The sequence below is a fragment of the Aeromonas sp. S18(2024) genome (assembly GCF_041402525.1).
Lineage (GTDB): Bacteria > Pseudomonadota > Gammaproteobacteria > Enterobacterales > Aeromonadaceae > Aeromonas > Aeromonas enteropelogenes.
In genome coordinates this window covers 145,662-166,312 of record NZ_JBGLQV010000002.1, presented here as the reverse complement: position 1 = coordinate 166,312, position 20,651 = coordinate 145,662, and the positions used below count along the sequence as shown (strand labels likewise).

General features: G+C 57.9%; 19 protein-coding genes and 1 other annotated feature. Of the genes, 10 read left to right on the top strand and 9 right to left on the bottom strand.

What is annotated here, in order from left to right:
* Positions 1-11: 11 nt before the first annotated feature.
* The 8 genes from ACB034_RS03930 to ACB034_RS03895 form a co-directional block, all read right to left on the bottom strand.
* Positions 12-947 (bottom strand): SEC-C metal-binding domain-containing protein, encoded by a 936-nt coding sequence (locus ACB034_RS03930; protein WP_371172145.1) that lies wholly within the window; start codon positions 945-947, stop codon positions 12-14.
* Between the two features lie 94 nt (positions 948-1,041).
* Positions 1,042-1,977 carry a hypothetical protein gene (locus ACB034_RS03925; protein WP_371172144.1) on the bottom strand — a complete coding sequence of 312 codons (936 nt, stop codon included), beginning with the start codon at positions 1,975-1,977 and terminating at the stop codon, positions 1,042-1,044.
* Positions 1,978-2,594: 617 nt separating this feature from the next.
* The gene (gene trpA / locus ACB034_RS03920) at positions 2,595-3,401 is read right to left on the bottom strand and encodes a tryptophan synthase subunit alpha (RefSeq protein WP_005350211.1); all 807 of its coding nucleotides are present in this window, start codon (positions 3,399-3,401) and stop codon (positions 2,595-2,597) included.
* Positions 3,398-4,606, bottom strand: coding sequence for a tryptophan synthase subunit beta (gene trpB, locus ACB034_RS03915; protein WP_223378499.1), 1,209 nt, complete (start codon positions 4,604-4,606; stop codon positions 3,398-3,400). The genes trpA and trpB overlap by 4 nt, the downstream gene beginning before the upstream one ends.
* A gap of 80 nt (positions 4,607-4,686) precedes the next feature.
* Positions 4,687-6,183, bottom strand: a complete 1,497-nt coding sequence (gene trpCF / locus ACB034_RS03910) for a bifunctional indole-3-glycerol-phosphate synthase TrpC/phosphoribosylanthranilate isomerase TrpF (RefSeq protein WP_371172143.1) — start codon at positions 6,181-6,183, stop codon at positions 4,687-4,689.
* Positions 6,183-7,211, bottom strand: coding sequence for an anthranilate phosphoribosyltransferase (gene trpD, locus ACB034_RS03905; RefSeq protein ID WP_371172142.1), 1,029 nt, complete (start codon positions 7,209-7,211; stop codon positions 6,183-6,185). The genes trpCF and trpD overlap by 1 nt, the downstream gene beginning before the upstream one ends.
* A gap of 14 nt (positions 7,212-7,225) precedes the next feature.
* Positions 7,226-7,843, bottom strand: a complete 618-nt coding sequence (locus ACB034_RS03900; protein WP_371172141.1) for an aminodeoxychorismate/anthranilate synthase component II — start codon at positions 7,841-7,843, stop codon at positions 7,226-7,228.
* A complete protein-coding gene (locus ACB034_RS03895) occupies positions 7,840-9,483 on the bottom strand; it encodes an anthranilate synthase component 1 (protein WP_371172140.1) in 1,644 nt (547 codons plus the stop codon). Before ACB034_RS03895 ends, ACB034_RS03900 begins: the two co-directional genes overlap by 4 nt.
* 446 nt (positions 9,484-9,929) lie before the next feature.
* Between ACB034_RS03895 and ACB034_RS03890 the strand changes: the two genes are divergently transcribed.
* The 9 genes from ACB034_RS03890 to tesB all read left to right on the top strand — a co-directional run bounded on the left by ACB034_RS03890 (position 9,930) and on the right by tesB (position 17,737).
* Positions 9,930-10,811: a PHP domain-containing protein gene (locus tag ACB034_RS03890; protein WP_371172139.1), complete on the top strand. Its 882-nt coding sequence runs from the start codon at positions 9,930-9,932 to the stop codon at positions 10,809-10,811.
* A gap of 104 nt (positions 10,812-10,915) precedes the next feature.
* Positions 10,916-11,536 carry an L-threonylcarbamoyladenylate synthase gene (locus tag ACB034_RS03885; protein WP_026457056.1) on the top strand — a complete coding sequence of 207 codons (621 nt, stop codon included), beginning with the start codon at positions 10,916-10,918 and terminating at the stop codon, positions 11,534-11,536.
* Positions 11,529-12,413: a ScpA family protein gene (locus ACB034_RS03880; protein ID WP_042072916.1), complete on the top strand. Its 885-nt coding sequence runs from the start codon at positions 11,529-11,531 to the stop codon at positions 12,411-12,413. The genes ACB034_RS03885 and ACB034_RS03880 overlap by 8 nt, the downstream gene beginning before the upstream one ends.
* A gap of 86 nt (positions 12,414-12,499) precedes the next feature.
* The gene (gene scpB / locus ACB034_RS03875; RefSeq protein ID WP_216994067.1) at positions 12,500-13,102 is read left to right on the top strand and encodes an SMC-Scp complex subunit ScpB; all 603 of its coding nucleotides are present in this window, start codon (positions 12,500-12,502) and stop codon (positions 13,100-13,102) included.
* Between the two features lie 96 nt (positions 13,103-13,198).
* Positions 13,199-14,122, top strand: a complete 924-nt coding sequence (gene rluB / locus ACB034_RS03870) for a 23S rRNA pseudouridine(2605) synthase RluB (protein ID WP_026458107.1) — start codon at positions 13,199-13,201, stop codon at positions 14,120-14,122.
* Positions 14,123-14,310: 188 nt separating this feature from the next.
* Positions 14,311-14,709: a CdiA family toxin C-terminal domain-containing protein gene (locus tag ACB034_RS03865; RefSeq protein ID WP_268855758.1), complete on the top strand. Its 399-nt coding sequence runs from the start codon at positions 14,311-14,313 to the stop codon at positions 14,707-14,709.
* Between the two features lie 46 nt (positions 14,710-14,755).
* Positions 14,756-15,109 (top strand): ribonuclease toxin immunity protein CdiI, encoded by a 354-nt coding sequence (gene cdiI / locus ACB034_RS03860; RefSeq protein WP_371172138.1) that lies wholly within the window; start codon positions 14,756-14,758, stop codon positions 15,107-15,109.
* A gap of 416 nt (positions 15,110-15,525) precedes the next feature.
* Complete coding sequence (locus ACB034_RS03855; protein ID WP_124239126.1) at positions 15,526-16,476, top strand: transposase; 951 nt, start codon at positions 15,526-15,528, stop codon at positions 16,474-16,476.
* Positions 16,477-16,870: 394 nt separating this feature from the next.
* Positions 16,871-17,737, top strand: a complete 867-nt coding sequence (gene tesB, locus ACB034_RS03850) for an acyl-CoA thioesterase II (RefSeq protein ID WP_042072908.1) — start codon at positions 16,871-16,873, stop codon at positions 17,735-17,737.
* Positions 17,738-17,824: 87 nt separating this feature from the next.
* Here tesB and aceK read toward each other — a convergent pair whose 3' ends face one another.
* Positions 17,825-19,552: a bifunctional isocitrate dehydrogenase kinase/phosphatase gene (gene aceK, locus ACB034_RS03845; RefSeq protein WP_371172137.1), complete on the bottom strand. Its 1,728-nt coding sequence runs from the start codon at positions 19,550-19,552 to the stop codon at positions 17,825-17,827.
* Between the two features lie 197 nt (positions 19,553-19,749).
* Here aceK and ACB034_RS03840 point away from each other — a divergent pair, with 197 nt between their 5' ends.
* Entirely contained in the window at positions 19,750-20,442 is a 693-nt protein-coding gene (locus ACB034_RS03840; RefSeq protein WP_371172136.1) for a tRNA/rRNA methyltransferase, read from the top strand.
* A gap of 69 nt (positions 20,443-20,511) precedes the next feature.
* Positions 20,512-20,644, top strand: a sequence feature (Thr leader region).
* Positions 20,645-20,651: the final 7 nt, after the last annotated feature.

The window sequence follows — 20,651 nt, the reverse complement described above, 5'->3', positions numbered from 1 at the left end:
TGAATTATTTTTTAGCACAGACTTCCACAGCACTTTTTATACTTTTTCCCACTTTTACATGGGCAAGGCTCGTTTCTGCCAACTTTCCTTGATTCTGTTTCATTCCTTGTAGGAAACGGTGTATGTAAGTGTAAGGGGGGATGCCCGATGGTCATATTACCGATGTAAACACTCCCACCTCCAACACCAACAGCTAATGAGCCATTCAATATGTCAAAGCCAACCTTGCAGTCAGTTATTTCCATTGACGATGACTTCAATACTTGGCCATGCCTTGTTATAACTTCGAGGTCTCTGTTTTCACGACAGTTAATTTTAACACCACGATGAACCATCTCTAATCGTTCAACAATTAAACTATGTGGAGCCTCAGAACGTAGAATTAAACTTATATCTCCAAGGTTTTTTCTAATGGTTATTCTGGGGCCGACAACCTCAACATCCCAATTAGATGTTGATGTAATCCATTCATTATCTACAATTTTTAATATTTCAATTCCATCGCGGTCTGCTAGGAATGCATTAATCCGAAAGGGAGCACCTTTACATTCGGGCTTTTTGATCGAAAAAATTGAATCACCATCTATTTGGATAAGTGACTCTACATTTTTACAGGTTAAGGTACCAATCTTGATCGTTGGCTCAACAAGTCCTAAATCAAATGGGCCAAATGAAAATCCTTTTTGCTTACATATAGGGTTTTTAGAGCGAAGCTTTATGGTGTCTTTTGATAGAATTCTTCTTGAAACTCTATCATGACAACCGCCACATAATAAAACTATGTGTTCTGGATTGTGCTCTATGGCTTCAGAAAATGTAGGTTCTACATGTTCATACTGATACACTGCATTTCCGCAGTTTACACACCCAAAACCACAACGCTGACGCACTTCTCGTTTAACTGGGTCAGCAATTGTATCGGTTAGTCCATATTTATTAACTCTCAAACTAGTCCTCCTATGGGGCTAATTCCTCAATGTTCGTCGTACCTTTGCTGCGTAAAGCACTATAGATATGTAGTTGATTTAATTATTAAGTGCTCTAGATAAAAAAATCTAACTGAAGACGACAGTTTTCTTCTACACAAATTTTTATTTTTTCGCTAGATATTTTCCCGAATCCTTTCAGCTCAAATACCCCTAAACAAAATATATATGAGCATAGCATGGCAAAATAATAACTTTTATACCGTTCAATAGATGATTTACTTGTTCTGAATGGGCTTAAAACTGCCCCATGAGAGCGCTCATTTCTCATGTTAAATAACAATAAGGAAAGAAGTAACTCCATTCTGACGTTATGCGTTGGTACGTTTTTTTCATTAGTGAGATCTAAGCATTTATAAGAGGCGTCTCTTATTTTTTGCGTCCCCTTTTTGCCAGATAAATAAAGCTTTAAAAAACTCGCACCCTTATTTATTCGCTCGGTGGATATAGTTCCTGTTGCTTGATTAGTATCATCAAGCGCAAATCGTTTAATGAATTCATCGTGAAACTGAGAGCCAAAGCAATGTTTGGCCCGTTTAGACAAATTTTTGCTGTTTTCATCTGTCAGGAAATTAGCCTCACAAATGCGCTTCACTAAAAATCGACATGTCATGAGTGGTATCTGGGCACCCAAAATATCTATAATGGCTTCCCAATCGCCTCTTGACTTTTTCAAAAGCATGTCCGGCAGGCCCTGAACGATCCCTTTAATGCCCTTATTAGGAAAAAAATAACTACCGGCTTCGTCGATCGCTTTGAAGCAATGGTCAAACATATAGTCTGGTCTGTAAGGGAGAAACTCAAGACCATCTATTAGATGACCAACACATGTTTGATATATGGCGTCATCACCATAACCGAGCTGAACTGGTACAAATGGTATCACTCCACTTGCTTTATTTAGCTTTTCCTCGAACTGACGTTCAGCTTTAAATTGAACTGTTTTAGGATATTTATTATGACAAAGAACCCTTTCTTTTTTAAAATCCAAAATAAACCTCATGTAGTATAAATAATATAACGATAAACAGCCGCGAGATGGAAGATTGCACTAGCCCGAACACATCTAGTATGTTGGACTAAAAATAGTAGGTTGGTGCTAAACGAAGTGAAGCCCAACGTTTACCGCGAAATATATCGGTAATTCCGTTTTACGGATCTACCACATCCTTGTTTATCTCGCTCTGGTTGGCGCAATAATGCTCGGCTGTTGGGCTTCGAGAAGCTCTGCGCCAACCTACAAAAACCATGCTACCGCCCCTGAGTGACAGCCCCCAGTTCGCTGCTGTTAACCTGCGTGATAGCAACAATCGCAGCCATGGTGCGTTCCCTATAGAGGGATTGTCGTTTGGCTATCTTAAGGGCAAGGGATGAGCGTTGAGAAGCATGTTTTGGCGGGAATCTGTGTTGGGTCAACAAATTAGTCATTAAGGCGTGGGCTGAGTGAGCATCTTGTTTGGCTGGAAATGTACCATCCCCTCACCCCAGCCCTCTCCCAAGGCGAGAGGGGACAAAGACGCTGGGGCGTCAACAAGCAAAAATAGAAAGGGAGCCTATCAGGCTCCCTTTTTGCAGACATGGTCAATGGCATGTGGCCCATGCCGCTCCTTATCGATTGGTCGCTGCCTTCATCCCTTCCACAAACTCTTTCAGACGGGTCAGCATATGCTCCGGGTTCTGGTGGTGGGTTTCGATGATCTTTACCACGGCGGAGCCGGAGATGGCACCGGCGGCGCCAGCGGCGATCGCTTCACGCACCTGAGCCGGTTCGCTGATGCCAAAGCCGAGCAGGGCGGGGGGGGCGTTGAACTCGCGCAGGGTATTGATCAGCCCTTCCACCGGCATGCCGGCCTTGGTCTCGGCACCGGTCACACCGGCGCGGCTCACCAGATAGGTGTAACCATTGCCGAGCTCCGCCACCTGTTTCAGGGTCTCGGCGTCGCCATTGGGCGGGGCGATAAAGATGCTGTCGATGCCAAACTTGTCGGCGGCCGCCTTGTAGGGGGCGCACATCTGCACCGGCACGTCGGCGACCAGCACCGAATCCACGCCCGCCTGCTGGCACTTCTCGTAGAAGCCATCGATTTTGCGCACATAGACCAGGTTGGCGTAGACCAGGAGGCCAATGGGCAGCTGCGGGTACTTGGCGCGGATACGGCCTAGCAGCTCGAAGCAGTCGTCCGGAGTGGTGTGGCTGGCAAAGGCACGCAGGGCGGCGCCTTGAATGGTGGGGCCGTCCGCCACCGGATCGGAGAAGGGAATGCCGAGCTCGAGGGCGTCGGCACCCCCTGCTACCAGCGCATCGACGATGGCCAGCGACAATTCGGGGGTGGGGTCACCCAGCATCACGAACGGCACAAAGGCGCCCTGATTGGCTTCATCCAGACGGGAGAAGAGTTGTGCGTAACGGTTCATGACAAGGTTCCTTCTTTCTCGATGCTTTCTGTTTCCAAGATGTCAGCCACGGTGAAGATATCTTTGTCGCCACGGCCGGAGAGGTTGACGATGAGCACCTGCTCTTTTTCCGGTTCACTGCGGGCCATCTTGAGGGCATGGGCCAGCGCGTGGGAGGACTCCAGCGCTGGTATGATGCCTTCGGATTTGGCCAGCTCCTGGAAGGCGTCCAGCGCCTCCTTGTCGGTCACCGAGGGGTACTCGGCACGGCCGATGGCGGCCAGGTGGGCGTGCTGCGGGCCGACGGAGGGGAAATCGAGCCCTGCCGAGACGGAGTAGGACTCCTGAATTTGGCCCTGATTGTCCTGCATCAGGTAGGAGTGCATGCCAAAGAAGACCCCCTTGCTGCCGTGACCGAGCGGCGCACCGTGCTCGCCACTCTCGATGCCGTGACCGCCCGGCTCGACGCCGATGAGGCGCACCGACGGCTCATCGATAAAGTCGGCAAACATGCCGATGGCGTTCGACCCGCCGCCAACGCAGGCGATCACCGCATCGGGCAGCCGCTCTTCCTTCTCGAAGCACTGGGCCTTGGCCTCTTCGCCGATCATCTTCTGGAACTCCCGCACGATGGTCGGGAAGGGGTGCGGACCGGCGGCGGTGCCGAGCAGGTAGTGGGCCGACTCGTAGTTGGCGGCCCAGTCGCGCAGCGCCTCGTTGCAGGCATCTTTCAGGGTGGACGAGCCTGAGTGCACCGGAATGACGGTGGCGCCCATTAGCTTCATGCGAAAGACGTTGGGCTTCTGGCGCTCGCAGTCCTTGGCACCCATGTAGACCCGGCACTTGAGGCCGAGCAGGGCGCAAGCCAGCGCAGTCGCCACGCCATGCTGACCGGCACCGGTCTCGGCGATGATCTCGCTCTTGCCCATCCGCTTGGCCAGCAGCGCCTGACCCAGCACCTGGTTGGTCTTGTGGGCGCCGCCGTGCAGCAGGTCTTCACGCTTCAGATAGAGGCGGGTCTTGGTGCCCTTGGTCAGATTGCGGGTCAGGGTGAGCGGGGTCGGACGACCGGCATACTCGGTCAGCAGGGTCTGAAACTCGGCGATAAAGGCCGGATCATCCTTGGCATCGACAAAGGCCTTCTCCAGCTGGAGCAGGGCGGGGATGAGGATCTGGGGCACGTACATGCCGCCAAATTCACCAAAAAACGGGTTGAGCAGGGTCATGGTTTCTTCCTTGTATCTTGAGTCGAAAACGGAACATCAATTACGAAACAGCGATTCAGTAGTGGCCTCACAGGGCGCGCTTACAGTTGGCGCAGGGCGGCAAACGCAGCCGCCAGCTTGTGCGCATCCTTCTGGCCCGGGGCACTCTCTACCCCGGAGTTGAAATCAAGGCCGAGGCAGCCCACTTGCGCGGCTTGCAGGGCGTTGTCGGGGTTAAGGCCGCCCGCCAGCATCAGCTTGGCTTTATCGAGATTGGCCAGCAGGGCCCAGTCGAATGCCTGACCGGTGCCGCCGCTCTGGCTGCCGACTTTCGTATCCAGCAGCAGCCGATCCGCCGGATAGTCGAGGGCAGGCAGCGGTTCACCACTTGTGATTCCTACCGCCTTCCAGATCTGGCAGCCAGCCGGCAGCAGCGCGCGCAGTCCCTCGATATAGGCGGCATCTTCATCCCCGTGCAGCTGCACCGCGGTGAGGCCGAGCGCCTCCACCGTCTTGACGATGGTGGCGGGCTGGGCGTTGCGAAATACCCCGACATAGGCGAGCGGCGCGCCCGCCATCACGGCGCGAGCGGCAGGAATGTCTACATAGCGCGGGCTTTTCGCCACGAAGATCAGGCCACCGAATACCGCACCCGCCTGATGGGCTGCGGCGGCATCCTCGGCGCGGGTGAGGCCACACACCTTGTTCTGGCCCAGTACCAGCTTGCGTACTGCGGCCTCCAGATCCGGCTCGGCCATCAGGGACGAGCCCACCAGAAAGCCCTTGGCGTGGTGGTGTAGATCCGCCACCTGGGCGCGGTGGTTGATGCCGGATTCGCTGATCACCACCCGATCGCCCGGAATAGCTTTGGCCAGCTGTTTGGTGCGGGCGAGATCGACGCTCAAGTCGCGCAGATCCCGGTTGTTGATGCCGATCACCGGCGCACCAAGGGCGATGGCGCGGGTCAGCTCCTCCTCGTTGCTCACCTCGGTGAGCACGCCAAGGCCCAGCTCTTTGGCCACCGCGAACAGGGCGCGATAGCCCTCGTCGGTGAGCACCGAGAGCATCAGCAGGATGGCGTCCGCCTGATAGTGGCGAGCCAGATAGACCTGATAGGGGTCAATCATGAAGTCCTTGCAGAGCACAGGCTGGCTGACCCGGCCCCGCACCCGCGGCAGGAAGGCAAAATCCCCCTGAAAGAACTTCTCGTCGGTCAGCACCGAGATGGCGGTGGCGTATTTGCCATAGATGTCGGCGATGGCCTCCGGGCTGAAGTCGTTGCGGATCAAGCCCTTGGAGGGGGATGCCTTCTTGCACTCCAGAATAAAGCGGGTGGAGCCCGCCTTGAGCGCCCCGACGAAATCCCGATCGCTTGGGGTCAGCGTGCTTTGGAAGCTCTCCAGCGGCTGGGCCAGCTTGCGGGCGGCAACCCACTCCTGCTTGGCCGCCACGATTTTGCCGAGAATGGTCTGGCTGATGGAGGCCATGTTCAGAAAAGCATGGGGGGCAATAAGGTCTGACATCTCGTTATCCTTGCGAAGCTGGCTCTTGCCCGTTGGGCGTATTGAATGACTGCTGTGCGACATGGTGGCTGACATCATGCCTCCTGATGGCCCGTTTCCTGATGGCTTAGAATGGCCAGCCGGGCGGCGAGATCCGCTGCCTTGCCGCTCGCCAGCACAGCCAGCACCTCGGCCGCCGCGCTCTTGAGATCTTTTGCCTTGCCTGCCATCAGCAGCAGCGGGGCTACGTTGGCGGCGATGGCGGCGTTGTGGGCCGGGGTACCACGTCCTTCCAGAATGGCGGCGGTGATGGCGCGGTTCTCTTCAGGCTCCCCCCCCTGAATGGCGCTGACCGGGTAGGTCTCGAGACCAAAATCAGCCGGGGTCAGCAAGTACTCGCGAATTTCGCCGTCACGGATCTCGGCCACCTGGGTCGGGCCGTGGATGGCAATCTCGTCGAGCCCGGCGCCGTGTACCACCATACCGGTTTTCAGACCCAGTGCCAGCAGGGTTTCGGCGATGGGGCGCACCAGCTCGGGGGCATAGACTCCCATCAGCTGATAGGTGGGGCGGGCCGGGTTGATAAGGGGCCCCAGTACATTGAACAGGGTGCGGGTCTTGAGGGCCTGACGCACCGGCATGGCGTGGCGGACCCCGGCGTGGTACTGGGGGGCGAACAGAAAGCAGATGCCGAGCTCATCCAGGCAGCGGCGCGCCTGCTCCGGGCTCATGTCGAGCTTGATCCCCATCTTGTCCAGCAAATCGCTTGAGCCCGACTTGCTCGAGACCGAGCGGTTGCCGTGCTTGGCCACTTTCAGGCCGCAGGCGGCGGCCACCAGTGCCGAGGTGGTGGAGACGTTGATGGTGTTGAGGCCATCGCCACCGGTGCCGACGATGTCGCAGAAGGCGTAATCCGGATGCGGGAAGTCGCGCGCTTCGGCCAGCAGCGCCTCGGCTGCGCCGGCGATCTCCTCCGGGGTCTCCCCCTTGAGTTTCAGCGCCGTCAGCAGGCTTGCCAGCACTATGGGGTCCACCTCGCCGCGCACCACCTGGCTAAAGGCGTCACGGGCGGCGTCGCGAGTAAGAGACTGTCCCTGATAGAGGGTGTTGAGATGATGATGCATGGGGTCTCCTTACCTTAACGCACGCTGCTTTCGGGACGGGTGATATGGGCGAGGGCCTGGGTCAGCAGGCGGGCCCCTTCCGAGGTCATGATGGATTCCGGGTGGAACTGAAAGCCCAGTACCCGTTCGTCCGCCTGCTCGATGGCCATGGGCATGCCCTGATAGTGGGCAATCACCGTCAGCTCGTCCGGCACATAGGTGGCGACCAGCGAGTGATAGCGGGCCACCGGCAGCGGGGTCGGCAGACCGGCGAAGGCGCCGTGGCCGTTGTGCTCAATCAAAGAGCGCTTGCCGTGGACGATTTCGCCCGCCGCACCGACGGTGCCGCCGTAGGCTTCGCACAGGGCCTGATGGCCGAGACAGATACCGAGGATGGGCACCTGACCGCGGGCCAGCTTGATCAAATCAATCAGGCAACCCGCTTCATGGGGAGCGCCCGGGCCCGGGGAGAGCACCAGCACGGCATCGCCCTCGCAGGCGGCGATCTCGCTCATGATGCGGCTGGCCGGCAGGCTATTGCGGTAGATCCGCACCGGATAGCCGAGGGAGCGGAACTGGTCGACGAGGTTGTAGGTAAAGGAGTCGAAGTTGTCGAGCAGGAAGATATTAGTGGCTGTTGATCCAGTACTCATTGGCTCACGTCCTTATGTTGCTCCTGCTGGGCGCTCAATGCTTGCAGGGAGGTGCCATGGCTGGCGGCGATGGCGGCCAGCACGGCGGCCGCCTTGGCGCGGGTCTCGTCCGCCTCGGCCTGGGGTTTGGAGTCATAGACCACGCCGGCGCCGGCCTGCACATGGGCCACGCCATCTTTGACGAAAGCGGAGCGGATCACGATGCAGGTATCCATCTCACCCGCGCCGTTCAGATAGCCCACGGCGCCGCCGTAGCTGCCGCGGCGCTTGCCTTCCACCATGCGAATCAGCTCGCTGGCGCGGATCTTGGGGGCGCCGGTGAGGGTGCCCATGTTCATGCAGGCCTGATAGGCGTGCAGGGCGTCAAGGTCGGAGCGCAAGGTGCCGACCACCTTGGAGACCAGGTGCATCACGTGGCTGTAGCGATCAACTTTCAGCAGCTCCTTGACGTAGCGGGTGCCGGGCTCCGAGATGCGGGCGATGTCGTTGCGGCCCAGATCCACCAGCATCAGGTGCTCGGCCACCTCTTTTTCATCCTGACGCAGTTCCAGCTCGATGCGGCCATCGAGATCCCGGTTGATGGTGCCATCGGGGTTGAAGCCGCGGCGGCGGGTGCCGGCAATGGGGTACATCTCGACATCGCGACTGGTAGCGCAGAACTTCACCGCGCTCTCGGGCGAGGCGCCAAACAGGGTGAAACCCTCATCCTGCACGTAGAACATGTAGGGGCTGGGGTTGGTCTGCTTGAGGCGGCGATAGGCGGCGATGGGGCTGGGGCAGGGCAGGGAGAAGCAGCGTGACGGTACCACCTGGAAGATGTCGCCGCGGCGGATAAAACCCTTGAGCTTCTCCACTTCGGCGCAGAATTGCTTGTCGCTCTTGTCCACCTGCATGCCGCCATGAATGCCCTCGGCCGGGGGCTGGGGAGCAAGTGCCCGCTCGGCCGCCTGCTGGCAGGCCAGCTTGAACTGCTCGAGGCGATCGCTCAGGCGGTTGTAGCGCTCATCCAGCTCGCGCTCGTCGCTGTCGCCGCCAAAGATGCAGGCGAGCAGCGCCGTAGAGCGTGCGATATGGTCGATGGTGATCAGGGTCTCGGCCACATAGAAGCAGTAGTCGGGGCAGTCGTTGCTCCCCTCGGGGACCTCGGGCAGATCCTCAAAGGAGGCGATGAGGTCGTAGGCGAAGCTGCCCGCCATAAAGAGCGCCTCTTTGCCCTGCTCGCACCCAAGCTCTTGCTGCAGGGTGCGCAGCACGTCCAGCACGCTGGTGCCCTTGAGGCGGCTGTCTTCATCGAGCGCCCGATCCGATGCCGGGAAGTCGAGTTGCAGCTCGCCAGCCACCTCGCTCTGTTTGATGACGGTGCTGAGGCGCTCGCTCAGCAGGCGCTGCAGCTGGACGCCGTTGTCATTGAGGCTGCGTACCCGCACGGTGCGGCCACGGCACTCGATGCGCAGGCAGGCATCCACCAGCAGCAGACTCTGTTTGCCCGCCTTGGAGTCGATCTCCACCGATTCCAGCAGCAGGTTGTTGGGGCGGCCCTGACAGAGCTGGCTGTAGAGCGCCAGCGGGTCGGCCACATAGGGGGCGTTTAACTTGAGGGTATCGAATTCACCCAGTGGCAGGCGATATGTGGCTGTCATAGTGCGTTCCCTTGCGTGTGATGCGTGTTACCGATGTTCATGACGTCTAATACCTTTAAAAATGCCTTTGAAATTGAATGGATCTGGTTGCGCTTGTCAGGGACGCCATCGCCAGGTCGGTATGCTTGTCTGAATTCTCGGTTTCATCACAGGTCCATTTGCCGGATAATAAAAAAGCCCGCTGGGGTCAGCGGGCTTTTTCTTTGGTTCTTTGTTTGCTGTCAGATTACAGGTACAGCAACGACCACACGCCCGCATGTCAGGGAGTGTGCCACCACCAAATGGTCAGGATGGAAGTCGTTTGCATGATAAATTCCTGTAAAAAGATGTTTGCAATGAAGTGCCTACAGAAAACGATAAAGCCGCGGCCAAGTCAAGTCGCTTTTTAGCCTTCTTTCACCGAATTACTACAAACAGTGACCTGACCACGAGAGCGGAATAATCTGATGAGATTCGATCTTCACTGCCATACCACGGCCTCCGACGGGGTGCTAAGCCCGGCAGAACTGGTGCGCCGCGCCGCCGAAAAAGAGGTGGCGGTGTTAGCAGTTACTGACCACGATACCCTTGCCGGGCTTGATGAGGTGCGCCAAACCATCGCCACCGAGCAACTGCCGCTGCGGCTGGTGAGCGGGGTCGAGATTTCCACCGGCTGGGAGCACCACGAGATCCATATCGTGGCGCTGGGCGTGGATGAAAAAAATTCACGTCTGGTGGAATTTTTGCGCGGGCAACAGGCCCGCCGCGAGGCCCGTGCCGAGGAGATAGGGCGCCGTCTGGAGAAGTGCCTCATCCCCGGCACTTATGAAGAGGCCAAACAGCTTGCCGGTGACGCCGCCGTGACCCGGGCCCATTTCGCCCGGGTGCTGGTGGCGCGCGGGGTGGCCGACAACATGCAAAAGGTATTCAAAAAGTACCTGAGCCGCGGCAACAAGGGCTATGTGCCGGCCGAGTGGCCCGAGATGCGCGATGCCATCGCCGTCATTCACGATGCCGGCGGCCTGGCTGTGCTGGCCCACCCGAGCCGCTACGATCTCACCGCCAAGTGGATCAAGCGGTTGCTGGTGGCCTTCAAGGCCGCAGGTGGTGATGCTATGGAGGTCTCGCTGCCCCAGCAGAGCCCCCAGGAGCGGGCCAATCTTGGCCAGTGGGCGAAAGATCAGGATCTCTATATTTCGGTGGGGTCCGATTTTCACTTCCCCTCCAACTGGACTGAGCTTGGCCGCCACCTCTGGCTGCCCAAAGAGGGCACGCCGCTCTGGCTGGCCTATCCCGGCCACTTCGGCCTGAGCGCCGAGGAGCATGCCGGCCTGCTGGCCAGCCGTTAATGAAGCGGGCGCCGCAACGCCAAACAGATTAAGGTAGTGTCATGGGGTTGCGTCCATGACCATCAAGCGGGCAGATGTTGCTGCCCCCATTGCGAGAACATGTTATGAGTCAGCACTTTTACGTACATCCGGAAAACCCCCAGGCGCGTCTCGTCAGCCAGGCGGTGCAAATTCTGCAAAACGGCGGTGTCATCGTCTATCCCACCGATTCCGGCTATGCCCTGGGCTGCCAGATGGGTGACAAGGGAGCGCTGGAGCGTATCTGTCGCATCCGTCGCATCGATCCCAACCACGACTTCACCCTGGTGTGTCGGGATCTCTCCGAGATCGCCACCTACGCCAAGGTGGACAACAGCGCGTTTCGCCTGATCAAGAACAACACCCCGGGTGCCTATACCTTCATCTTCAAGGCCACCAAGGAGGTGCCGCGGCGCCTGATGAATGAGAAGAAGAAGAGCATCGGCATCCGGGTACCGGACAACAAGATCGCCCAGGCGCTGCTCGAAGCCCTCGGTGAGCCGCTGCTCTCCACTACCCTGATCCTGCCCGATTCCGAGATGGCGGAGTTCGACCCTGAGGAGATCTTCGACAAGCTGGGCAAGCAAGTGGATCTGGTGGTCAACGGCGGTTATCTGGGCGAGCAGCCCACCACGGTCGTGGACTTCTCCGACGACGAGCCTGTGCTGCGTCGTCGCGGTGCCGGGGATCCGACTCCGTTTGAGTGAGACCGCTGAACCCGTGTCCGTGACGGCCACGACGATTCCCGGCGAGACGGGGGAGGGGGCAGCAGCCCTCACCCCTATCGCGAAAGTCCTGGGGCAGCCCTATCACGAGCTGCCCCAGGATCTGTTCATTCCGCCCGATGCGCTGGAGGTGTTCCTCGATACCTTCGAGGGGCCGCTCGATCTCTTGCTCTACCTCATCCGGCGCCAGCAGCTCGATATCCTCAACCTGCCTATCCTGCAGATCACCGCCCAGTACATGGAGTACGTAGAGCTGATGCAGGGGCTCAATCTGGAGCTGGCGGCGGAATACCTGCTGATGGCGGCCTGGCTGGCGGAGATAAAATCCCGCCTGCTGCTGCCCAAGGCGCCCGAGCTGGAAGATGATGAGGAGGGGGAGGATCCCCGCGTGACCCTGATCCGTCGCCTGCAGGAGTACGAACGCTACAAGGTCGGCGCCGAGCGGGTGGACGCGCTGCCCAGGGTGGAGCGGGAGATCTTCATCGCCGCCGCTCTGCCGCCGGATTTTGGCTCCCTCAAGCCGCTGACTCCCGATGTTTCGCTGGTTGAGCTCGCCCTTTACATGCAAAGTGTGGTAAAACGCGCGACTCATTTTGAACATCACCAGATCCGCCGTGAGCAGATCCCGACCCGGGTGCGGATGGCGGAGATCCTCGCCATGCTCTCCCTGGGCCAGACCCTGCGCCTTGAACAGGTGCTGCGGGCCGAAGAGGGGCGCATGGGCGTGCTGGTGACGTTTCTGGCCTTGCTGGAGCTGTGCAAGGAACAACTGATCTGGATCCTGCAGGCAGAACCACTGGGTCCAATCCATTTCGCGTTGGCGGCAGAAGAGAGCGTGACAAGTGAACAGACCCATTGAGCTCGCGCCCTGTTTGCTCAGCGGTAGCCAGCGCCGCTGGGACAAGCTCCATTTCGCGTTGGCCGAGCAGAGCGAGGAGGGCAACCGTGGCGCTGCCCACTGAACGACTCAAGACGCTGATCGAGGCCGCCCTGTTTGTCGCGGGGCGCCCGCTCAATATCAGCGAGCTGAAAAACAGCGTGCTGGCCGACTATCCTGTCACCACCCGCTATGTGCAGCTGCTGCTGGCGGAGCTCAAACAGGATTACAGCGAGCGTGGAGTGGAGCTCAAGGAGGTCGCCTCCGGCTGGCGCTTTCAGGCCCGCCAGGATTACGCCGAGGAGCTTTCGCGCCTGTGGAGCGAGCGGGCCCCGCGCTATTCGCGCGCCGTGATGGAGACGCTGACGCTGATCGCCTATCGTCAACCCATCACCCGGGCCGAGATCGAAGCGATCCGCGGGGTGGCGGTGTCGAGCCAGATAGTGAACACGCTCAAGGATCGTGGCTGGGTGCGCAGCATCGGCCACAAGGAGGTGGTGGGGCGCCCCGAGCTGCTTGCCACCACCCGGGCATTTCTGGACTATTTCAACCTGCAGGGTCTGGAGCAGCTCCCCGAGCTGGATCCCGAACTGCAACCCTCGTTGGCCACCATGGTGGATGAGGGGAGCGAGCCTGATGTCGGCGACAAAAATGCTGACCGGGTCTCTTAATCATGCAAACGGTGGCGGACTGCCCGAAGGGCCCCGCCACAGTGACAACCGTTGCCCCCATGCCGGTGGGCAGCGATCAACAATCAGGTAACCCCGATGAGTGAAAAACTGCAAAAAGTGTTGGCCCGCGCGGGTCACGGCTCCCGTCGTGAGATGGAGGCCCTGATCACCGCAGGTCGGGTCAGTGTGGATGGCAAGGTCGCCACACTGGGGGATCGCGTCGAAGTGAACGCCGTGATCCGGGTGGATGGTCACCAGGTCAAGACCCGTGCCGCAGAGGAAGTGATCTGCCGCGTGCTGGCTTACCACAAGCCGGAAGGGGAGATGTGTACCCGTCACGATCCGGAAGGTCGTCCCACCGTGTTTGATCGTCTGCCCAAGATGGAAGGGGCCCGCTGGATTGCAGTCGGCCGCCTCGACGTCAACACCTCCGGTCTCTTGCTGTTCACCACTGACGGTGAACTGGCCAACCGCCTGATGCACCCGAGCCACGAAGTGGAGCGGGAATACGCGGTGCGGGTGTTTGGCGAGATCACCGAAGCCATGCTGCAGCGCCTGCGCAAGGGCGTCCAGCTGGAAGACGGCATGGCCAAGTTCAACAAGATCAAGCCGGCCGGCGGCGAGGGGCTGAACCAGTGGTTCAACGTCACCCTGACCGAGGGGCGCAACCGTGAAGTGCGCCGCCTGTGGGAATCCCAGGAAGTGCAGGTGAGCCGCCTGATGCGGATCCGCTACGGCGATGTGAAGCTGGATCGCGCTATCCCGCGCGGTGGCTGGCAGGAGCTCAAGCTGCCCGAGGTGAACTACCTGCGCGGCCTGGTCAATCTGCCGCCGGAGACCGAATCCAAGGTCGATCTGCAGCAAGATGGCAAGAGCAGCCGTCACAAGCAGGCCGCCCAGATCCGCCGGGCCGTCAAGCGCCACAAGGAGATGCAGGGCAAGGAGCCGCGCGCCCGCGCCACCACCGCCCGTCGCAAGCCGACCTCCTCTACCCGCAACTCGGGTACCGGCAGCAAATAAGCACCCGCCATGGCGCAGGTGGCCCGTCAGCTACCGGTGCCACCAGCAGTTATCAAAGCCCGCACCCCATGGTGCGGGCTTTTTTTCAGTGTCCGGCAGCGGCTCCTATCGGATATGCTGGTGATGTTATGCCTTTGTCAGAAAGATGGCTGTCCCAGTAATTGTCAGAAAGATGGCTGTCCCAGTAATTGCTGGTAGATGGATTTACACAGAAATCAGGGATTTCTGGCGGACACAATGCGAATGCATTTTATGATGCTGCAAAAGAATACAATGTAAAGATTGTCAGCGAAACGCCTACGGGAGTGAATGGCATCACTGAGGTGAGGTATTTAATCCCGACTAAAGACCGTGCTGGGAATCTTACAGGGGAGTACAAAGCAACACCTGAAACAAAAACTATCTATGACCCTAAAATATTTAATGATCAGAAAATGTTGGAGCTTGGGCAACAGGCTGCTGCTAAGGGCTATAAAGATGCACTAAACAGTCCTAATGGCGCCGCTAATGTTAGTGTTGATGGGATTAGCTTCAGGATATATGTCGATAAATCAACTGGAACTGTAAGAAATTATCACCCTAATTGATTTTTTTCGGGAGCCGATATGAATAAAAACCTATTTGAAATGTCATGTGTACGCTGGTTTAGATGAAGTTATTATAGGGTATTTCAATGCCATGTTTTCTGGCCGAAATTTCTTAGATGTTATTGAGCACATAGTGAAAAGGCATGGTTTTAATACAGATGGCGCTTATTGTAACTTTCCAGATATGAATAGTTATGATGAAAGTGAGCATTTTGAAGGGGTTGAGTTTGCCGTTGGCTACCCCCCTTCTGAAGCAGATACTGTCATTGTTAGTGAAGAAACTTGCTATCACTACGTTCGTCTTGCGTGTGAAAGATTTTTAACGCTGCATCCTGAGCACTCATTAAAAATCAATAGCTTAATTGATAAAATCCCAGTCAAAGCCCGTAGACTCGATTAGCAAGGCGTGATCGGGCGAACGAGAAATAAGATAACAAAGTGAGGCCAATACTAGCCTCACCGTTTATTCGATTTTTATATCTTGCAAATAAGGAGCTTAGTCATCCCCTCATATGAGCCAAGCGTGGCGCGGGTTTGAGAGAAAATCTCGTATGTTGGGCTAAATCTTGTAGGTTGGCGCTGAACGCAGTGAAGCCCAACGTTTACCGCGAACGAAATTCTGGGACACCCACTTTTTTAGTTAGCAGATGCCCCGTAAACCCTCGCCCAATCGGGCGAGGATATAAGGGGAGCTAATCTGGTGTGTTCTGCGAGGCGACATACGCCTTGGAAATCTGGGAAATCTGGGACACCCACCTTTTTGACAGTGGCGTAGTGCTGTTCTTGACTTGAGAGGTCACCGTTGAGGGATGCGCCATGACCATTGCCCGTTCACGTCAAATCAGCTTGCAGGATACGCCTTACTACCACGTGGTCAGCCGCTGTGTGCGGCGAGCCTTCCTGTGTGGTGACGATGCCCATTCAGGCCAGAGTTACGAGCATCGGCGTCAGTGGGTGGTCGACAAGTTGGGGCAACTATCGCGGTTGTTTGCTATCGGCATTTGTGCTTATGCGGTGATGAGCAATCACTATCATCTGGTGCTCAAGGTGGAGCCCGATACCGCAGCCAACTGGAGTGAGCGGGAGGTGGCCGAGCGCTGGGCTGCGCTTTTCCAGTGGCCGCTGTTGGTTAGGCGTTGGTATCAAGGGGAGATGTTGATCGAGCCTGAACTGGCTGTTGTGCAGCAATTGCTAGCCCAATGGCGGGAGCGGCTTCACTCCATCAGTTGGTTTATTCGGCTACTCAATGAAAATCTGGCCCGTCAGGCCAATCAGGAAGATGGTTGCAAAGGCCATTTCTGGGAGGGCCGCTTCAAGAGTCAGGCTTTGCTCACCGAATCAGCCTTGCTGGCCTGTATGGCGTATGTTGACCTCAATCCGATACGAGCCGCGTTGACCGAGCGGCTAGAGCTGAGTGACTACACCAGTATCAAGCAGCGCCTTGACGAGCCTGCTACGACTGAGGTTTTGCCACCCCTTTTGCTGCCGTTTGCCAGCCAGGGGAAGCCTGAAAAATTGCCCTATGCCTTCACGGACTACCTAATGTTGGTTGATTGGACAGGTCGTGCAATTCGGCCCGACAAGCGTGGTCATATTCCGGCTCACCTTGGACCTATTCTGGAACGACTAGGCCTTGATGCTATCTGCTGGTTGAAGCAGGTGACGCTGTTTAGGCGACAAGGGATCAGAGTGGTGGGAGACAGAGAGCAATGCCAGCAGTTTGCTCGCCATTGTGGCCAGCGGCGATGCCATCAACCACGCCTTTGATTACTTGGCGTTCACCCTGTCGATAGCTCTGGGTATTGCACACAGTTCAGTGAATGACTGTGTAGGGGCTGTTGCTTTCTAAACCTGAAAATCTCTCTCACTAGCTGACTTTGCAGGTGTCAGTTCGAATTCACTCACCCTCATTGTGTCTGCAAGCAGCCTGATAGTGGCTTACTCAAAAATGTGGGTGTCCTAATTACTACTTTTCCTAATTACTACTTTCAAGGCCCACCTCTTCGGTGGGCCTTTTCGTTGGTCCCTGCTGCGTCCGTTATTGTTCAATGTGCAGAATTGCTGAATTAATGGGGTCGAGCGGGTGGCTGGTGGGGGCCGGGGTGGTTGCCCGGCGTGGCCGGGCTTGTTAGCCTTTGCGGCTCTGACAGAGGAGTGAACCATGAGCAAGGTACTGGACGAGCTGCTGGCGTTGCTGGCGCTCGAGAAAATCGAGGAGGGCCTGTTTCGGGGCCAGAGCCAGGATCTCGGCCTGCGGGCCGTGTTTGGCGGACAGGTGATGGGGCAGGCCTTGTCAGCCGCCAAGCAGACGGTCGCCGCCGATCGCCAGGTGCACAGTTTCCACTCCTACTTCCTGCGCCCCGGCGATGCCAACCGCCCCATCGTCTACGACGTGGAGAATATCCGCGATGGCCAGACTGTCTCCACCCGCCGGGTCAAGGCCATTCAGGGCGGCAAGCCCATCTTCTATCTCAACGCCTCGTTCCAGATTGAGGCCGAGGGGTTCGAGCACCAGGCGCAGATGCCGGCGGGGATCACTCCTCCCGAGCAGCTCAAGAGCGAGCTGGAGCTAGTGCGCCCCTACGAGCAGCAGATCCCGCCGGCGCTGCGGGACAAGATCATGTGCGAAAAGCCTATCGAAATTCGTCCGGTGACCCTGGTCGATCCGATCCGCCCCGATGTGCACGAGCCGCTGCGCCACGTCTGGTTCAAGGCTAATGGCCAGATGCCGGACGATCTGCGGGTCCACAAATATCTGCTGGCCTATGCCTCCGATTTCCACTTCCTGTTCACCGCCCTGCAGCCCCACGGCGTCTCCTACTGGGAGCCGGACATGCAGGTGGCCACCATCGACCACTCCATGTGGTTCCACCGCGATTTCCGGCTGGACGACTGGCTGCTCTACGTAGTGGATAGCCCGAGCGCCAGCGGCGGGCGCGGCCTGGTGCGCGGCCAGTTCTTCACCCGTGATGGGGTGCTGGTGGCCAGCACCATGCAGGAAGGGGTGATCCGCCGGCGCGGCAGCTAGGCGTCGTCAATGGCCGGAAAGAGAAGGGGGGTGGCATGGCCATCCCCCTTCTGTTATCGCCGTGAACAATCAGCGGGTCTCTCCCCGTCATCCCCCGCGCTGGTATTTGAAGCGCTTCTTGCGCCGGTAGGGGTAGACATCCTCGAACAGCCCCTCCTTGATATTGCCTTGCAGTTTTTGCCAGTAGCTGGCATCGAACAGCTCCTTGTGTAGCTGCATCATGATCTCCCGCACCTGAGGCTTTTGCAGCAGGAAGGTGGCGAACTCCTCGGGGAAGATGTCGTTGGGGGCCACCGAGTACCAGGGCTCGGCGCTCCACTCATCCTCCGGATAGCGCGGCGGCGGGATCTGGCGAAAGTTGCACTCCGTCATGTAGCAGATCTCGTCGTAGTCGTAGAACACCACCCGGCCGTGGCGGGTCACGCCAAAGTTCTTGAACAGCATGTCCCCCGGGAAGATGTTAGCTGCGGCCAGCTGCTTGATAGCGTTGCCGTACTCCTCCAGTGCGAGCCGGGTCTGCTGCTCGTCCGCCTTGTCCAGATAGAGGTTGAGGGGGATCATCTTGCGCTCGGTGTAGAGGTGCTTGATCACCAGCTTGTCACTGGTGATGGTGAGCGCCGAGGGGGCCACTGCCTTGAGTTCGGCCAGCAGCTCCGGCGAAATGCGCTCCAGTGGGAACTCGAAGTTGGTGAACTCCTGGGTATCGGCCATGCGGCCGACCCTATCGTGCTGTTTCACCAGCCGGTACTTCTCTTTGACCTGGGCGTGGCTCACCTCCTTGGGGGGGGTGAACTCGTCCTTGATCACCTTGAACACCACGTCGTAGGAGGGGAGGGTAAACACGCTCATCACCATCCCCTTGATGCCAGGGGCGATGACGAACTGCTCCCGGCTCTGGGCCAGATGTTGCTGGTAGTGGCGGTAGAGCTCGGTCTTGCCGTGCTTCTGGCAGCCGATGGCGTTGTAGATCTCGTAGTCCGCCTTGTGGGGCATGATCTGGCGCAGGAAGATCACGAACAGGGCCGGCACGGGGGCATAGACCATGAAGTAGGCGCGGGCGAAACCGAACACGATGGAGGCGATGGCCGGCTCGAAGATGACGGTATCCACATAGATGCTCTGGCCCGTGCTGAGCAGGGGCAGGATAAAGGGCAACACCTGTCCCTTCACCCGGATGAGCCCCACCAGATAGGCCCCCTTGTTGCGATAGAACACCTCTTTGAGCAGCTCTATGGTGAAGGGCTCCTCATGGAGGATTTGCGGGCCGTTCTCGGCAAGATGGTGGTGGATGTCGACAATATCCCGCTGTTTGTCCTCATAGGGCAGGGTGAAGCTGTAATCCCCCAAGAGCTGGCTCAGGGTCTGCGGCAGGTGGGCCAGAACGGTGCGATAGACCCGCAGCAGGCTGCCCAGATCCGGGTGCTCCCCCCGGCTGAGAAACGGGTGGATATAGAGGTTTTCGTCACGGATGTTGCGGTGGCGAAAGATCCGGCGATAGACGGAGTTGAAGAAGGACTCGGCCACCTCGAAGTTCTCGCAGTGGGGCAACAGATCGCTGAAGGCCCCCTTCACCCGTTTGAGCAGCGCCTGGGTGGCGTGATGCTCCCCCATCATCTGGCGGATGGAGCTGGCGGTGGCGCCCACATGGTGATCATAGAGGCGGATCCGCTCCCGTCCTGCGAGCTGGACCCCCAGCCAGTCACTGTTCTCGAAGCGGCTCTTGCTGCCGCGGGTGATCTCGAGAAAGCGGCTGTAAAACGACTCGAAGCGTTGCAAGATGGTCTCGGCGACGGCCTGTTCCAATGGCTGCGGCATCTCTCTCTTCCTTGTGCTGTGTCGGGCCGATAGCGCGGGCAAAGGTGCGCGTTTTCTGCGCACGTCTGGCCACTATGGCAACATTCAAACGTCTGTTCAAGTGGCAATTTTCGGGGATAAACGGTAGATTGCGCCCCTGTTTTACCGACTGTTTGCCGTCTGTTTTCGCAGCTCGGCCCGGCCCAAGAGGAAACCCAATGAAACTCTATTTTGTCCTGGTGGCACCCGCTCGCGCCGCGAACGTGGGGGCTGCCGCGCGCGCCATGAAAACCATGGGCTTTGACGCCATGCGACTGGTGGCGAGCCGGGTGCACGAAGAGGAAGAGGCGGGCTGGGTCGCGCACGGTGCGCAGGAGATTTTGACCAACGCCGAGGCCTTCGACACCCTGCCGGAAGCCCTGGCCGACATGGATCTGGTGATCGCCACCACAGCCCGTCAGCGTGGCCGCTATCAGCACTACCTCACTCCGGCGGAAATTCGCGATCAGATCCGCGCCAAGCCGTCGCTGGACAAAGTCGCCATCGTGTTTGGCTGCGAGGAGTCGGGGCTCTCCAACGAGCAGCTCGCCCAGGTCGATCTCATCAGCTACCTGCCCCTCAAGGTGGGGTACCCGTCGCTGAACCTCGGTCAGGCGATCATGCTGTATGCCTACGAGCTGAGCCAGCTGCTGGATGGGCCAGAGGCCTTAGCAGAAAAAGGGGATACCGTTGGGCAGGTTCGTGTGCTGAAACAAAAAACAGCAGAAATTCTGGGTGAACTCGGAGTTTCACAGGATGAAAAGCTGCATCAATGGGTGATGGACCGGGTACCCATGCTGCCGCAGCGGGATCTGAATATGCTCCATTTGCTCTGCAAAGACCTGATCCGCAAGTTTGGACAAGAGGTTTAGGTTGACAGCCGGGCGCCCGGCGCGGTATTGCTAAAAGCCAGCTTCGTTCAAGAGAGTTCGTCATGCCCCTTTTCAGCCACATCACCACCACCACCATTATTACCGGTACCACCACAGGTGGCACTGGGGCCGGTTGATGCGCTGACGAACAAGCACAGAAATCTGAAAAGGCCCGTACCCACCCAGTACGGGCCTTTTTTGTTGGGTTA

What these genes read in the sequence shown, in the direction of transcription:
- trpA (WP_005350211.1), bottom strand. Translation starts at nt 3,401, where the DNA reads ATGAACCGTTACGCACAACTCTTCTCCCGTCTGGATGAAGCCAATCAG.
- trpB (WP_223378499.1), bottom strand. Translation starts at nt 4,606, where the DNA reads ATGACCCTGCTCAACCCGTTTTTTGGTGAATTTGGCGGCATGTACGTG.
- trpCF (WP_371172143.1), bottom strand. Translation starts at nt 6,183, where the DNA reads ATGTCAGCCACCATGTCGCACAGCAGTCATTCAATACGCCCAACGGGC.
- trpD (WP_371172142.1), bottom strand. Translation starts at nt 7,211, where the DNA reads ATGCATCATCATCTCAACACCCTCTATCAGGGACAGTCTCTTACTCGC.
- ACB034_RS03900 (WP_371172141.1), bottom strand. Translation starts at nt 7,843, where the DNA reads ATGAGTACTGGATCAACAGCCACTAATATCTTCCTGCTCGACAACTTC.
- ACB034_RS03895 (WP_371172140.1), bottom strand. Translation starts at nt 9,483, where the DNA reads ATGACAGCCACATATCGCCTGCCACTGGGTGAATTCGATACCCTCAAG.
- ACB034_RS03890 (WP_371172139.1), top strand. Translation starts at nt 9,930, where the DNA reads ATGAGATTCGATCTTCACTGCCATACCACGGCCTCCGACGGGGTGCTA.
- ACB034_RS03885 (WP_026457056.1), top strand. Translation starts at nt 10,916, where the DNA reads ATGAGTCAGCACTTTTACGTACATCCGGAAAACCCCCAGGCGCGTCTC.
- rluB (WP_026458107.1), top strand. Translation starts at nt 13,199, where the DNA reads ATGAGTGAAAAACTGCAAAAAGTGTTGGCCCGCGCGGGTCACGGCTCC.
- ACB034_RS03855 (WP_124239126.1), top strand. Translation starts at nt 15,526, where the DNA reads ATGACCATTGCCCGTTCACGTCAAATCAGCTTGCAGGATACGCCTTAC.
- tesB (WP_042072908.1), top strand. Translation starts at nt 16,871, where the DNA reads ATGAGCAAGGTACTGGACGAGCTGCTGGCGTTGCTGGCGCTCGAGAAA.
- aceK (WP_371172137.1), bottom strand. Translation starts at nt 19,552, where the DNA reads ATGCCGCAGCCATTGGAACAGGCCGTCGCCGAGACCATCTTGCAACGC.
- ACB034_RS03840 (WP_371172136.1), top strand. Translation starts at nt 19,750, where the DNA reads ATGAAACTCTATTTTGTCCTGGTGGCACCCGCTCGCGCCGCGAACGTG.